Genomic DNA, 14,746 nt, shown 5'->3' on the forward strand with positions numbered 1-14,746 from the left:
AAGAATTAGAACTAATTTCACCAGCTATCTGCATTTCAATACATCTCATGTTGTGGTCAAAGCTGAGCAGATCGGTATTCCTTATAGCACTTACGCCAATTTCAATACATCTCATGTTGTGGTCAAAGAGTCGCACCGTGCCCGGCTCTCCAGCATTTCATAACATTTCAATACATCTCATGTTGTGGTCAAAGTTTTATGCCGGAGGACACCATTCACATACACACCGAATTTCAATACATCTCATGTTGTGGTCAAAGCAGTACGCAATATGTCAGTAGCAAAGCCGTGACTTATTTCAATACATCTCATGTTGTGGTCAAAGTTCTGTGTGGGCGTTTGATGAATGAGAGGGCTAATATTTCAATACATCTCATGTTGTGGTCAAAGGTGCGATTAAACAAGGAGCGGCAGCGGCTTTGTTGGATTTCAATACATCTCATGTTGTGGTCAAAGGTTCTTCTTTTGCTGCGCGATAGGTACTCTCTGCAATTTCAATACATCTCATGTTGTGGTCAAAGTTGACACGAGTAATGAATTTCTTTTGTGGGATTGTTATTTCAATACATCTCATGTTGTGGTCAAAGTGCTCACTAAGATGCCGCTTAATGGCTACGATCCGAATTTCAATACATCTCATGTTGTGGTCAAAGACCTGTATTATCCGGTAAGTCTCAGACTAAATCTGTATTTCAATACATCTCATGTTGTGGTCAAAGGGCTAGTAGAATCAAGATTTTCAGTTTTGACAATGTGCTTATTTTACTACAGCCACAAGGGTTTCGCAATTTTTTCCCAACCGTAGTCAACTTCTCACCTGTCATATAAAAAACGGCTGTAGACCTTGCTGCTCTTAGGGTTTCCCACTTTTCATTATTTTGGAGGTTGGGAAAAAACAGCCCTTTAACCCTCCTTCGAAAATTCCCCTATTCCAATTCGTTGGATATTTTTTATGGAAATTCACTCCACTGCTCTATATAATTCAGGTACAGTTCGTCACACGAGCTTAATCTAAAAATTAGGGGTGTTCCACACCTATGAACCCACACATACTACTCATTGAAGACGATACTTCCATTGCCGAAATGCTGCACAAAGCGCTCACCAAGGAAGGCTACACATTAACCACCGCCTATGACGGGGAAGAAGGGCTGCTTGCCTTTGAACGTCACACCTACGATCTGGTATTGGTGGATCTGATGATGCCGAAGGTCGATGGTATGGAGGTCATCCGTCGAATCCGTACCCACAGCGCCGTGCCGATTCTGATTATGTCAGCCAAGGACAGCGACGTGGATAAAGCGCTTGGACTGGGCTTCGGGGCAGACGATTATATCGCCAAGCCTTTTTCGATGGTAGAAATGACCGCACGGATACAGTCTGCCATCCGCAGAGCCACTACCTATGCACGCCAGCAACAGCAGGAAGAACAGCCGAAAGCACAAGTCCTGACCTACGGAAATCTGCGCATTGATTTTGATCATTTTATGGTCACCCGCAACGGAATCCAAATTCAGTTAACAGCTAAGGAATCTGATATTCTGAAGCTATTTGTCACCCATCCAAACCGTGTATTTACCAAAGCGCAATTATACGGGTTTATCTGGAAAGAAGACTATATGGGCGACGAGAACGTGATTAACGTCCATATTCGCCGCCTGCGTGAGAAAATCGAAGAAGATCCCTCACATCCTGTCCACATTAAAACGCTATGGGGCATTGGCTACAAATGGGAGAATGGCTGATATGAACATCGAAAACATTTCTGAATGGATCGTCGTCCTCATCCTGTCCGTCGTTATTGTATGGCTCTGGCGGGAACGGGTGGCCCAAAAGCGCAAAATAAAGGATATCCGAAACGCACTGGAACGAATTGTAACCGTTAATCATGCGGAAAAGCTGCTATATGTCACAGGTGATACCGAGTTGCAAAGGCTCATGACGGAAATTAACCGTTTGCTGGACTTGAATTTGAGAGTGTCTGTGGATTACAACCGAAGCCAAATCGCCATGCGCAAAATGATTTCAAACATTTCCCACGACCTTAAGACCCCGCTTACGGTGGTGCTCGGGTATGCCGAGATGCTGGATGCCGATCCGCATATTTTGCCGGAAGAACGTGCAAAGCTGTTATCCAGGATTCATCAGAAGACAAGCGAAGCGATTGAGCTGATCGGAAGCTTTTTTAGCTTGGCGAAGCTGGAGGCTAATGATACGGACATTCCGTTGACCCGGCTGGAGGTGGGAGAGCTGTGCAGACGCAGCATTTTGCAGTTTTATGATCTGCTGACAGCTCAGGGTTTTGCTGTGCATATTGATATCCCGGAGCACCCCATTCATGCCTTGGGGAACGAAGGAGCGATTGGGCGGGTGCTGAACAATCTGATCTCGAATGCGATTCGCTACGGTGCCGATGGTCGGACACTGGGACTGACTCTAACGGAACAGCAGGACACGGTGCGTATAGAGGTATGGGATCGGGGGCAAGGCATACAGGAGCCTGAGCAGGACAAGGTTTTTGAACGTATGTACACGCTTGAGGATTCCCGCAATAAGGCGATACAGGGCAGCGGGCTGGGTCTTACGATTGCCAAACGTCTGGTTGAGACGATGAACGGAGAGATTCATTTGAGCAGCATACCTTATGAGCGGACGGTCTTCTCTTTTACATTGAAAAAAATCAACTATTAATCGAACTTAATAATTTTGTAAGAAACGGGAAAGAAAAATGAACATTTCACCCTTTATGCTTGAATTATCAACAGTATACGAAGGGAGAACACCCATGACTTACATATTACGGACGCATCAACTGACCAAGGCCCTGAAGGGCAACGAAATTGTAGCGGGGGTCAGCATGAATGTGCGCCAGGGGGAAACTTATGGCTTTCTCGGTCCCAATGGGGCGGGCAAGACAACGATTATGAAAATGATTACGAACCTGCTCAAGCCGACCTCGGGTGAGATTGAATTGTTCGGTGAAAAATTAACGCCAAAGTCGTACCACCTGCTCGGACGGATGGGCTCGATTATTGAATACCCGATTTTTTATGACAGGCTGACCGCCCGGCAAAATCTCGAACTTCATTGTGAATATATGGGCTATTATAACAAGCAGGCTGTTCGGGATGCACTGGAGCTGGTGAACCTGCGAAACGCAGATGACAAGCCGGTAAAGGATTTCTCACTGGGGATGAAGCAGCGTCTCGGGATCGCCCGAGCGATTGCGACCAAGCCGGAGCTGCTGATTTTGGACGAACCCATTAATGGATTGGACCCGGTGGGGATCAAGGAAATCCGCCAATTGTTCCACATGCTGTGCAAGGAATATGGTATGACGATCCTTGTGTCCAGCCACATTTTAGTGGAAATTGAGCAAATTGCCGATACGGTGGGTGTGATTAATCACGGTCGACTGATTGAGGAAGTGTCGATGGAACAGGTGCGGGAAACCAATACGGAATACATCGAATTTACGACCAATGACTGCAAAAAAGCGGCCTACGTCCTCTCCCATCACCTGAATCTGACGAATATCCGAGTGCTAAACGATCAGAATATACGCATTTACGATACAAGTGTACCCCAGAAGCAAATTACGAAAACGCTCATTTTAAATGAGGTAGAGGTGGATTCCATCCACCAAAAAAATAGTACGCTGGAAGACTACTTCGTGCGGCTGTTACATGGAGGTGAACTCCATGCTTAAACTGATGCAACTGGAGCTGAAAAAGTTTCATTTGGCGGGATACATCCGTTCGGCGCTGATTGCCAACGCATGTATTTTAGGCCTGTTCATCATTATTGCGCTAGACAGCCAAAGTGAAGGAGTGCCCGAATTTACACGGTACGCTGAGCTTTTGGACCTCCTGGACTATATGGTCAGAGCCACATTTATTATTTTTGCCTCCGTCCTGCTGTGCCGCTTTATTGTGAGCGAATTTAAGTCCAAGTCGATTAACATCTTGTTCATGTACCCGATTGACCGCAAAAAGCTGATGGTCGCCAAACTCTTGATCGTGTTGCTGTTTACGTTCCTGTCCATTATTTTATCGGAAATCATCATTACGGCAGCTATTCATCTATTAAATCAGTTCGTCGTTATTGTACCGGATAAGCTTAGCCTCACTATACTAGGACAGCAATCAGTACGGACACTGATCAATGCGGTTGCAGCAAGCTTTATGGGGCTGGTTCCGCTGTACATGGGGATGCGAAAATACTCGATACCTACCACCATTGTGAGCTCGATCCTGATCGTAGCCCTGCTGTTTTCGAATAATAACGGCGCTACACTTAGCTCCATTGCGCTTGTGCAGATCGGGTTCGCCGCGCTGGGGATGCTCGTAGCTTATGCGGCCATCCGTCGTATCGAGTACAAAGATATTACCTCGTAATATGTAATTTTGTAAAACGCTTTCAAAAAATAAATGAAAACCTTTGTTCAATGTAACACATATTTTTCACTGGACTTCATTCTAAAACAGGTATATCCTATAGGAGAAATTAAAAAACGGAATAAGGATCTTCGGGGTAGGGTGTGATTCCCAACCGGCGGTATGGCTCATGGAGCTAAGCCCGCGACTCTGTATCTGGCAACAAGATACGGACTGATTTGGTGAGATGCCAAAGCCGACGGTAAAGTCCGGATGGAAGAAGATCGAAGCATGAACATGCCGCAAAGTGAATGAATGCTGTGTTATTGGTTTTGCAGCAACTTCATTTAACTTGCATAAAGCGGCAAGTTTATTTGATCAACCCCCGTCTTGCATGGCCTATCGCCATGGACGGGGGTTTTTGTGCCACCGGTCCTGTATTCGCAAGGAGCTAATTGAGTATGAGTCAATCATCAACTGTACTAACATCCAAAGGTTTTGATCGTAGCTCCCACATGAAAAGCGGTTTTTGGCTAGTCGCGATTGGAGCGGCCTTGTGGGGCGCGGACCCGCTGTTTCGTATTATTTTGCTCAAATCATTTACCTCTACACAAATTGTGCTGATGGAGCATGTGCTGCTCTTTATCTCCCTGGCACCAGTGCTGTGGAAGCATCGCGAGGAGCTTAAAGCGGTACGGCTTCGTCAGATTTTGGCCATCTTGTTCGTCTCGTGGGGCGGCTCGGCTCTGGCCAGCGTGATTTTCACAATGGCACTTAGCAACGGTGATCTTAACGCTGTGCTGCTGCTCCAAAAGCTTCAGCCGTTGGTCGCTATTATTCTGGCCCGCGTTATATTGAAGGAAATGCTGCCGCGTAATTTTGGAATATTAATTGTCGTGGCTCTGTTTGGGACGTATCTTCTTACCTTCGGCTGGTCGCTCCCCTTCGGACATGTTCATGATTTCATCCACGTCGGCAGTCTGCTTGCACTAGGAGCAGCGGTCCTGTGGGGCGGTTCGACAGTAATGGGAAGCTACTTGCTTCGTTCGATGAAATATGAGACGGTGACCTCCCTGCGCTTCATGGTGGCTCTCCCTCTGCTGATCGTTCTCACCTCTGTGGAGCATGCACCCTGGAATATGCCTGCTGGCACATGGGCGGGCGCAGCAGTGATTATCAATCTGTTGCTGCAGGCGCTGCTCCCCGGTCTTCTCAGCCTGTTACTGTATTACAAGGGCCTCAGTACGACCAAGGCGTCTTATGCCACGATGGCAGAACTAAGCTTCCCGATGGTCGGCGTTGTAATTAACTGGATCGCTTTCCAGCAGATCGTTACGGTAGCGCAATTGACTGGCTTTATGCTTATCTGGATTACACTCTTTATGATTTCTCGTCAGCAAAAAAACTAACAGGTACAATGTCTGTTACTTACTCCCCCAAGCCAAATCGAGAAGATGCTTTGCATCTCCGATTTGGCTTTTTATGTATAAGTATTAATATTTAACATACTACTTTAGAACTATTTTTAAATAAAAGCGTGTAAAACTAGCAACTATTCCTCGTTTCCCAAAGATTACATCTATAAAATCCTTTGGCTTTTGTCGAATAAAACAATGTAGTGATCATTAGACACAGAGGAGCAAGAACTATGACTAAAGCAAAACAAACGGTTCCATGGTGGAGCAGGTTTCTCAAACAGTTCTATTTAATGCGGACAAAATTGATTGTATCTTTTTTGGCGGTTCTATTGATTCCAAGTGTTCTTATTGGATACTTTTCGTATCAGGGGGCCAAAACCCAGCTTAGCCAGCAGATGGGCAGCTCAATTGATTTCAACCTGTTTTTATTTCGCAGCAACATTAATCAATATGTATCACCTTTAATAAAAGATTTAAATGTATTAGCTACTGAGGTTCAATCCAATACCCTGAATTCCAAGAATGAAGAAATTCAGGCTAAATTTGATGTGATCTTGAAAGCTCATCCCGAGCTGGATGGGGTACTTCTTGGTAATACAAAAGGAGAATATGTTCGTTCACCAAAGAAAGAATCAACGGATTATGATCCCCGTGAAAAAAAATGGTATTCAAATGCGATAGGGTTAAACGGGGAAACAATCATTAGTGCTCCGTCAGTCAGTGCTTCCTCGGGTAATTTAGTGGTCACGTTGTCCAGAAGCTTACCAGATGGTCAAGGAGCTATAGCAATGAACTTGAGTCTGGATAGACTAAGCGAAAGCTTGAAGGAGGTTACGATCGGCAATCGTGGCGGACTGTTTGTGGTTGATGCGAACAGTACAGTTGTGGCGGGTGCTGGAGTAGCCTTTAAGAATACGGGAAAAAAACCGGCAGACTCCATTAAAGGACTACCCGTTATTACCAAGTTAAATGAAGGGGAAATCCAATCATCATCCGCAACGAAAGAAATTCGATTTATGAACAGAGATATGCAATCATTTACACTCGTTGATCCTCTTACGGGATGGAACGTCATCGCCTTGGCAGATCAGGAGGATTATAGCGATTCGGTAGCTCCCATTTTGAGACAAAGCCTAATCGTTATCGCCATATCCACACTGGTTGCTGCTATCATTATTATCCTGATGATTCGCTCGTTCCTGATTCCACTGGGCAAGCTTCAAAATGGAACGCGCGAGGTTCGTGACGGCAACCTTACCGCACGGGTCAATCTGTCCGGCAAGGATGAATTCAGCGAGCTGGCGCAAAATTTTGACCAGATGACACATGCACTGCATACGATGGTTTCCGAGGTCAACCAAACGTCGTCCCGACTCGCGTCCTCCTCCCTGATGATCAAGGAAAGCACGGAGCAAACGACGGAATCCGTACAGCATGTAGCGGAAACGGTTATGGAATCCGCCGAAAATGCGACTACCAGCGCAGAGGCATCCGAGCAAACGGCCAATGCCGTTGAGGAAATGGCCAAGGGCGTCAGCACCATTGCGGAATCGGCGAGCTCCATCGTAGATTCAGCAGGACAGACTGAGCATGACGTAGCCAAAGGCAGCCAAATGATCGGTAGCGTACGCACACAGATGGACCGTATTTTGGAAGCTGTGACCCAAACCGCCAGCCTGATGGATGAGCTGTCACAGCTCTCTGACGATGCGAAGCAGATGAATAGCGCGATTGCTGCCATTGCCAAGCAGACCAACCTGTTGTCGCTGAACGCGTCAATCGAAGCCTCCAGAGCAGGCGAAGCCGGGCGTGGATTCGCTGTGGTAGCCGTGGAGGTTCGCAAGCTGTCGGAGCAATCCAAGGAAAGCGCGGATTCCATCAGCCAGATCATTACACAGATGCTGGATCTGATCCAGCGTTCCACGGCTACGATGAACGGTAATGTCCGTAACCAGGTGGGCGAGGGACTGCGTATTAGCCAAGATGCAGAAGGTGCCTTCACGAATATTGAGCGCTCCACATCTCATATTGTGGAACAGATTCAAAGCGTATCCGCAGCCGCTGAACAAATTTCGGCCAGTACGGAGGAAGTTTCGGCTACTGTTACCCATCTGGCAAGCCTGTCCCGCAATTCGGCGGATAGCTCACAGACGACCTCCGCAGCCGTTCAGGAGCAAATGGCGGCGATGGAAGAAATCGCTTCTTCCTCTCAGGAGCTGTCCAATATGGCGCAGGATTTGCAAGAGCTGGTTAAGCGATTCAAGATTTAGTGCCTGCAATACATCTGCACCTGTTCAACCTAAAAAAGCCTTCATCCGTATACAAAATACGGGCGAAGGCTTTTAATATGTTAGGGCATTAGACGATATCTCAATACTTGGATCAAATACTCATCTGTCCGGTCAACTGGCGGCGTCTTTCCCCTTCCGGGTCATGCTGAACTGAGATGCCTTGATGAAAAATGGTCGTAGCACGCGATTCCCTGTCGTATACCGGCCACTCCCTTTCCGACAGCACAGGCTTCCCATCACGTGCAAAAGCAACCCATGCCTGCTGCATATCTTGAGCCAGCTTCTGCATCGACGGTTGAATCTCTAATCCAAACTTACCTAGCAGTTCCAGATTATCGAAAACAAACGCAATTTCCGCGCCGTGAACCGCTTGTCCGAATACTGGATGCCCCGGCAGCGTCCAGTCAAAACGGTACATCCACACCGGGGCATGTACCGCTTGTGCAACCGCCAGAGCCAGCGCAGGCCGCCAGAAGAACAGATCGGTCAGCATCTGCGCTTGCCCCTCAATCGTAACAGGGAATGGTTCCGTCAAATCGCCAACATCTGACATGCCCGTCATTATTTCCAATGCCTGACTCGCCGTCGACTTGTTCATCAGATGGGATTCCTTACGAATAAAGTAAGCACCCTCATGCAAATTCGTTCCGATCAGAACGGATACCTGCTTGGCTGATCCTTTGGCAATCGCAGATAAAGGTACGTCAGGCAAGGTCACACCGTCCACAACGGGTTGATAGAGCATTGCCAGTCCCGGGCCGATCATTTCATGCGTCTTGGCCATGGCAAGCATGAGCGTCTCCGTCGGCAGTGTAAACAATCGTTCCGGATGCAGGGTGTCCACCCCCAACTGCTGGAGATATGCAGCCGTGACTTGCTCCGCCTGTGAAGTCGGCAGCACCTGCGATGCTCCGCTTTGTAAAATAGCACGCTGGAACAGGCCCTCTGCGGCTGGCATAGCCAATAACGCGGCAATGCTCATAGCTCCCGCTGATTCACCGAACACCGTCACCTCGTCCGGGTTACCGCCAAATGCGGCGATATGGTCCCTAACCCATTCCAAGGCAGCAATCTGATCCAGCAGCCCCGCATTAGAGGTCAGTCCGTCTCCCCGTGGAGTCAGGTGCAAAAAGCCCAACGGCCCGAGCCGATAATTGAGCGTAACGACGACAACATCGCCATTTTCTGCCATCCGTGCCCCATCATATAATGGAATAATTCCCGACCCGGTTACAAAGGCTCCGCCGTGAATCCACACCATCACGGGTCGTCCCTTTGCAGGTGCCTCCGAAGCAGGCGTCCAGACGTTCAGGTACAAGCAGTCCTCCGACTGCTCAGGCGGTTCCACCAGATTCCCGGTCATACTCTCAGCAGATGGCATAGGCTGCGGACAGATCGGCCCAAAGCGCGTTGCATCTCGTACCTCTTCCCAAGGCTTCAAAGGCTGAGGCGCGTGAAAACGCAGTTCCCCCACAGGAGGCTGTGCATATGGAATGCCCTTCCATACATGATATCCATTCACCGTTTCCCCACGAAGCTGACCCAGGCGGGTATGTATTGTAATACTTTCCATATATGAAGCCTCCTTTAACCTGTATGTTCAGTATTAAATATTCAACACAGCATTATATCAATCATTTCATATTTCTATTATACCCTTTGCGCAGGCCCAAACCAAAAATCGAACAAAGCTAATCCAAAATTAACAAAGCCACACACAAAAAAATGCCGGGAACGCTTTCTACGCTCCGGCATTTTTATGGAAACAAAAGATGATAAGCGATTAATCACGAACCTCTTCCTTCGGGATCAGCTTGTATATTTCTTCGCTTTCCATCGAATCAATCAGTCGGTCCAGCCACTTGTAATAAGCCACAGCCTGCTTCATTTTCAAACGATCCTGCTGGAGAACAGCCTTAAATTCCTCATATTCCCCATCCCGCTCCAGCAATCTGTCCAGCTCCTCAATGGCCTTGCGCAGCACCAGCAAATTCGTTTCAACCGCTTTTCTCCATTTAATAGCAAAGAAGTCTGTGAACGTTTGATGCCAGTCATATTCGACTTCATACAAATCCTTGCGTGAGCCTTTGCTCCACACCTTGTTGACCATTTTCAAATCCAGCAGTGTTCGGACACCGGTACTCATGCTCGTTTTGCTCATTTCCATTTCACGGCCCATTTCGTCCAGCGTCATCGGTTTATCCGCAAAAAAAAGCAAACCGTACAAATGCCCCGCAGACAGGGTGATCCCATACAAGTCCATATTTTTACCTATAGCTTCTATGACACGTTTGCGAATTTTTTGCAGCGAAGCCTGCTGCTCATCACCTAACTGGTACAAGCTCATGCTTGCAACCTCCTAATTTTAGAGCATTTTGCCTAAGATCGTATGAACGACTTTTACCCGTAACCGATTGGCTTTGACGCAACACATGAAATCTTTCAATTAAAAATGAAATGTTTCAAAAACAAAGCTTCTGTCTATATTACAACAGCATGGGTCGTTCAAAATCACAATTCGCAAAATTGCTAATGATAGTAAACTTTTAAAATTATGGATATACATAAATCTTTTGCTTATGATTATATTTCATTGTCTATTTTAAAAAAAGAGCTATCGGTTGTAAAGTTCCGAATGTTTGAGCATTCTATAGAACGAAGGAGCATATGGCAGGAAACTTTGTACAGTTTTTTCCGTACGTACTTTACGAACAGTTTTTTTGTTTGAAATGTAAGCAATGCTTCTGTTACAATTAATTTTGTCATTAACCATTTAGGATGTTCAAAATGTTGATTTTTATACTCATTCCTTAATGTAACACGGGGTTAATATCAAGCAAAGTATAGAAAGAAGAGGTGTATGTATGACGATTTTGGAAGTCAAAAATGTCAGCAAACTCTTTGGTCCTCACGCAGAGCAAGGTGTTCCGCTCCTGGAGCAAGGCTGGGGCAAGGAAAAGTTGGCCAAAGAAAAACAGATTACTGTTGGTGTCAACAAGGCCAACATGGAAATTAAGCAAGGTGAAATTTTCGTTATTATGGGCCTTTCGGGCAGTGGCAAGTCCACTTTAGTACGAATGCTAAATCGCTTGATTGAACCTACCTCCGGTGAAATTCTGGTACACGGCAAGGATCTCCGCAAGATGAACAAAGAACAACTCCGCGAAGTTCGCCGTAAAACCATCAGTATGGTTTTTCAAAAATTCGCCCTGTTCCCACATCGGACTGTATTGGAAAATGTAGAATACGGCCTTGAAATTCAAAAGGTAGAAAAAACGAAACGCCAGGAAAAGGCACAGCAAGCGCTGGAACTGGTCGGCCTTAAAAACTGGGGCGATAAAATGCCCGATGAACTGAGTGGCGGTATGCAGCAGCGGGTCGGTCTGGCACGGGCGCTGGCTAATGACCCTGAAGTGCTTTTGATGGATGAAGCATTCAGCGCACTGGACCCCCTCATTCGCCGTGACATGCAGGATGAGCTGCTGGAGCTTCAAGATAAAATGAAGAAAACGATTGTGTTTATTACCCATGACCTGGATGAAGCGCTGCGGATCGGTGACCGGATTGCATTGATGCGGGACGGATCGGTCGTGCAGATCGGTACACCGGAAGAAATTATGATCCAACCGGCTAACTCTTATGTAGCCCGCTTCGTCGAGGACGTGGATCTGTCCAAGGTATTGACGGCTGCTCATGTTATGCTTCGTCCAGAAACGATCACAATGGATCGCGGTCCGCGTGTTGCTCTGGAATTGATGCGCGAACGCGGGATTTCCAATCTGTTCGTCATTGATCGTACCAAGAAGCTGTTGGGCGTTATCAATGCAGAAGATGCTGTCCATGCGCTGCGCAATAATTTGAAGATTGAAGATATTCTCATGACGGACGGACCGCAAGTTGCTGCGGAAACGTTCATTAATGATTTGTTCGAAATTACAAGCTCGGCCAAGGTCCCTCTGGCTGTGGTCGATGACAAACAGAAGCTGTTGGGTGTTATCGTCCGTGGAGCTTTGCTGGGCGCACTTGGCGGAGATGTAACCACCACGAAGGAGGTGAATGCCCTTGATTCCGAAACTGCCAATCGCTGAGTGGATTCAAAGCATTGTAGACTGGATGGGTATTCATCTGGCTGGATTGTTTAATGTTATCTCTTCTGTTATTGAAGCTGTTGTAGGCTTTTTCTCTGGGCTGTTCATGCTTCCGCACCCTCTCGTGTTCATCGTGATCATCGGGATTATCGCGTTTATGATCGGCCGGGTTCAGCTTACGCTGTTTACCGTCATCGGCTTCCTGCTAGTTGACAATCTCGGCTATTGGAGCGAAACGATGAATACGCTCGGACTGGTCATCACATCCGCACTCGTATCCATTGTCATCGGGATTCCAATCGGGATCTGGTGTGCATATAGCAAAACGGCATCACGCATTATTACGCCTTTGCTTGATTTTATGCAGACGATGCCCGCGTTCGTGTACCTGCTCCCTGCGGTTACCTTTTTCAGCCTTGGTGTTGTACCGGGCGTAATCGCATCTGTTATCTTCGCGATCCCTCCAACCATTCGCATGACGAATTTGGGGATTATGCAAGTGTCGGGTGAATTGGTCGAAGCCTCCGACGCATTCGGTTCAACCTCGGCGCAAAAGCTGTTCAAAGTACAACTGCCGCTGGCTATGCCAACCTTGATGGCTGGTATTAACCAGACGATTATGCTGTCACTGTCTATGGTTGTTATTGCTTCTATGATCGGTGCGGAAGGTATTGGTGCCGTAGTATACCGTGCCGTGACACAGCTCCAAATTGGTAAAGGTTTTGAGGCCGGATTGGCTGTCGTTGTTCTGGCTATCGTGCTTGACCGTTTCACGCAGAACCTGTTCAAACCAACGAAAAGAGGCAAAAGCCGCGTATCTACCAAACAAAAGGTATGGATTACCTCTGCGGTTACGGCTGTCATTCTGATCGCTGGCGCATCGCAATATTTTGTTGGATCGAATCATTCTGCATCTGGCAAAGGAAACGCTGCTGCCAACCCGGTTGGCGAAGAAGTCGGCTATAAAATTATCGGAATTGATGCCGGGGCAGGTATTATGAAATCAACTGCCAAGGCGTTAAAGGATTACAATTTGTCCGACTGGAAGCTGGTAGAAGGTTCCGGTGCAGCGATGACTGCAACACTGGACAAAGCCATAAAAGCGAAAAAACCGATCATTATTACAGGTTGGACGCCGCACTGGATGTTCAACAAGTATGATCTCAAATATTTGGAAGACCCTAAAAAATCTTATGGTGAGGCCGAAGGTATTCATACGATTGCCCGTAAAGGACTGCAACAGGATGCTCCTATTGCTTACGAGTTTCTAAAACGGTTCAAATGGACACCGGAAGACATGGGTGAAATGATGGTTGCTATTCAAGGCGGAACCAGCCCTGAGCAAGCTGCCAAGGATTGGGCGGAGAAACATGCCGACAAGGTTCAGAAATGGACCCAAGGACTGCAACCTGTTAATGGTGACACCTTCAAGCTGAGTTATGTGGCTTGGGATTCTGAAATTGCCAGCACGAATTTGCTGAAATATATTTTGGAAAACAAACTAGGTTACAAAGTAACCGCACTGCAAGTGGAAGCAGGTCCTATGTGGACAGGTGTCGCTAGTGGTGATGTAGATGCTTCACCTGCTGCATGGCTGCCGTTAACCCATGCGGATTACTGGGCTAAATACAAGGATAAGCTCGACGATCTTGGGGCTAATATGAGCGGAGTTAAAACCGGATTGGTCGTTCCAGCTTACATGGATGTTAAATCGATTACTGATTTGCAGGATAACGGAGCCGAAGCGGCTCCGGCTTCCGCCACAACTGAGGACTTTGGCAAAGAGGTCGGCTATCGCATTGTCGGTACCGACCCTGGAGCCGGACTAATGAAGCTGACCGCTAAAGCTATTAGTGACTATGGCTTATCCGACTGGAAGTTGCTTGAAAGCTCTGGAGCTGCTATGACCGCTACACTGGATAAAGCCATCAAAGCCAAGCAACCTATCGTCGTAACTGGTTGGACCCCTCACTGGATGTTTAACAAATATGATTTGAAATACTTGAAAGATCCTAAAAAAACGGCGATAAGGAAGAAATTCATACGATCGCTCGCAAAGGTTTGAAGCAGGATGCTCCTGTGGCTTATGAATTTCTAAGCCGATTTAAGTGGACTGCTGAAGATATGGGTGAAGTTATGATCGCGATTCAGGACGGTACTGCCCCACAGCAGGCTGCCAAGAACTGGGCTGATAAACATCCTGACAAGGTACGGGAATGGATCAAGGGCCTACAGCCCGTCAACGGTGATCCTTTGAAGCTGAGCTACGCTGCTTGGGATTCTGAAATTGCCAGTACGAACGTATTGAAATATGTATTAGAACAAAAATTGGGCTATAAAGTAACAGCCCTGCAAGTGGAAATCGGCCCGATGTGGACTGGCGTGGCCGGCGGAAGTGTAGATGCTACCGCTGCCGCTTGGCTTCCATTGACGCATGCTGACTATTGGGCTCAATACAAGGATAAGGTGGATGACATCGGAACCAGCATGACCGGCGTTATGTCCGGGCTTGTCGTTCCATCCTATGTCCCGATTGATTCTATCGAGGATCTTAAACCGCCGCAATAATATTT

General features: G+C 47.2%; 11 protein-coding genes, 1 CRISPR repeat array and 1 riboswitch (1 of these 13 cut by a window edge). Of the genes, 9 read left to right on the top strand and 2 right to left on the bottom strand.

Features of this window, described 5'->3' with window-relative positions:
* Positions 1-719: a CRISPR direct-repeat array (repeat unit 30 nt; unit sequence ATTTCAATACATCTCATGTTGTGGTCAAAG) (it extends 432 nt beyond the left edge of the window).
* Positions 720-1,037: 318 nt separating this feature from the next.
* The 6 genes from ASL14_RS05400 to ASL14_RS05425 all read left to right on the top strand — a co-directional run bounded on the left by ASL14_RS05400 (position 1,038) and on the right by ASL14_RS05425 (position 8,064).
* Positions 1,038-1,745 carry a response regulator transcription factor gene (locus ASL14_RS05400; RefSeq protein ID WP_134910736.1) on the top strand — a complete coding sequence of 236 codons (708 nt, stop codon included), beginning with the start codon at positions 1,038-1,040 and terminating at the stop codon, positions 1,743-1,745.
* A gap of 1 nt (position 1,746) precedes the next feature.
* Positions 1,747-2,691 carry a sensor histidine kinase gene (locus ASL14_RS05405; protein ID WP_134910737.1) on the top strand — a complete coding sequence of 315 codons (945 nt, stop codon included), beginning with the start codon at positions 1,747-1,749 and terminating at the stop codon, positions 2,689-2,691.
* A gap of 94 nt (positions 2,692-2,785) precedes the next feature.
* Positions 2,786-3,709: an ABC transporter ATP-binding protein gene (locus tag ASL14_RS05410; protein ID WP_044644763.1), complete on the top strand. Its 924-nt coding sequence runs from the start codon at positions 2,786-2,788 to the stop codon at positions 3,707-3,709.
* On the top strand, positions 3,702-4,397 hold the full coding sequence (locus ASL14_RS05415; protein ID WP_134910738.1) for an ABC transporter permease: 696 nt from the start codon (positions 3,702-3,704) through the stop codon (positions 4,395-4,397). Before ASL14_RS05410 ends, ASL14_RS05415 begins: the two co-directional genes overlap by 8 nt.
* A 123-nt stretch (positions 4,398-4,520) precedes the next feature.
* A riboswitch (FMN riboswitch) is annotated at positions 4,521-4,665 on the top strand.
* 172 nt (positions 4,666-4,837) lie between these two features.
* Entirely contained in the window at positions 4,838-5,785 is a 948-nt protein-coding gene (locus ASL14_RS05420; protein WP_134910739.1) for a DMT family transporter, read from the top strand.
* 239 nt (positions 5,786-6,024) lie between these two features.
* Entirely contained in the window at positions 6,025-8,064 is a 2,040-nt protein-coding gene (locus tag ASL14_RS05425) for a methyl-accepting chemotaxis protein (protein ID WP_134910740.1), read from the top strand.
* 112 nt (positions 8,065-8,176) lie between these two features.
* Here ASL14_RS05425 and ASL14_RS05430 read toward each other — a convergent pair whose 3' ends face one another.
* Together ASL14_RS05430 and ASL14_RS05435 are read right to left on the bottom strand one after the other, a co-directional pair.
* Complete coding sequence (locus ASL14_RS05430; RefSeq protein ID WP_134910741.1) at positions 8,177-9,658, bottom strand: carboxylesterase/lipase family protein; 1,482 nt, start codon at positions 9,656-9,658, stop codon at positions 8,177-8,179.
* A 210-nt stretch (positions 9,659-9,868) separates the two neighbouring features.
* Positions 9,869-10,432: a GbsR/MarR family transcriptional regulator gene (locus tag ASL14_RS05435; RefSeq protein WP_134910742.1), complete on the bottom strand. Its 564-nt coding sequence runs from the start codon at positions 10,430-10,432 to the stop codon at positions 9,869-9,871.
* A 517-nt stretch (positions 10,433-10,949) separates the two neighbouring features.
* Between ASL14_RS05435 and ASL14_RS05440 the strand changes: the two genes are divergently transcribed.
* The 3 genes from ASL14_RS05440 to ASL14_RS28770 are packed head-to-tail and all read left to right on the top strand — an operon-like array spanning position 10,950 to position 14,741.
* Positions 10,950-12,173 carry a quaternary amine ABC transporter ATP-binding protein gene (locus tag ASL14_RS05440; protein ID WP_134910743.1) on the top strand — a complete coding sequence of 408 codons (1,224 nt, stop codon included), beginning with the start codon at positions 10,950-10,952 and terminating at the stop codon, positions 12,171-12,173.
* Entirely contained in the window at positions 12,148-14,238 is a 2,091-nt protein-coding gene (locus tag ASL14_RS05445; protein WP_189338231.1) for an ABC transporter permease/substrate binding protein, read from the top strand. The genes ASL14_RS05440 and ASL14_RS05445 overlap by 26 nt, the downstream gene beginning before the upstream one ends.
* Before the next feature lie 14 nt (positions 14,239-14,252).
* Positions 14,253-14,741: a glycine betaine ABC transporter substrate-binding protein gene (locus ASL14_RS28770; protein ID WP_237171612.1), complete on the top strand. Its 489-nt coding sequence runs from the start codon at positions 14,253-14,255 to the stop codon at positions 14,739-14,741.
* Positions 14,742-14,746 lie beyond the last annotated feature (5 nt).

Origin of the sequence: Paenibacillus sp. IHB B 3084 (genome assembly GCF_001447315.1) — a bacterium.
Classification (GTDB): Bacteria; Bacillota; Bacilli; order Paenibacillales; family Paenibacillaceae; genus Paenibacillus.

What these genes read in the sequence shown, in the direction of transcription:
- ASL14_RS05400 (WP_134910736.1), top strand. Translation starts at nt 1,038, where the DNA reads ATGAACCCACACATACTACTCATTGAAGACGATACTTCCATTGCCGAA.
- ASL14_RS05405 (WP_134910737.1), top strand. Translation starts at nt 1,747, where the DNA reads ATGAACATCGAAAACATTTCTGAATGGATCGTCGTCCTCATCCTGTCC.
- ASL14_RS05410 (WP_044644763.1), top strand. Translation starts at nt 2,786, where the DNA reads ATGACTTACATATTACGGACGCATCAACTGACCAAGGCCCTGAAGGGC.
- ASL14_RS05415 (WP_134910738.1), top strand. Translation starts at nt 3,702, where the DNA reads ATGCTTAAACTGATGCAACTGGAGCTGAAAAAGTTTCATTTGGCGGGA.
- ASL14_RS05420 (WP_134910739.1), top strand. Translation starts at nt 4,838, where the DNA reads ATGAGTCAATCATCAACTGTACTAACATCCAAAGGTTTTGATCGTAGC.
- ASL14_RS05425 (WP_134910740.1), top strand. Translation starts at nt 6,025, where the DNA reads ATGACTAAAGCAAAACAAACGGTTCCATGGTGGAGCAGGTTTCTCAAA.
- ASL14_RS05430 (WP_134910741.1), bottom strand. Translation starts at nt 9,658, where the DNA reads ATGGAAAGTATTACAATACATACCCGCCTGGGTCAGCTTCGTGGGGAA.
- ASL14_RS05435 (WP_134910742.1), bottom strand. Translation starts at nt 10,432, where the DNA reads ATGAGCTTGTACCAGTTAGGTGATGAGCAGCAGGCTTCGCTGCAAAAA.
- ASL14_RS05440 (WP_134910743.1), top strand. Translation starts at nt 10,950, where the DNA reads ATGACGATTTTGGAAGTCAAAAATGTCAGCAAACTCTTTGGTCCTCAC.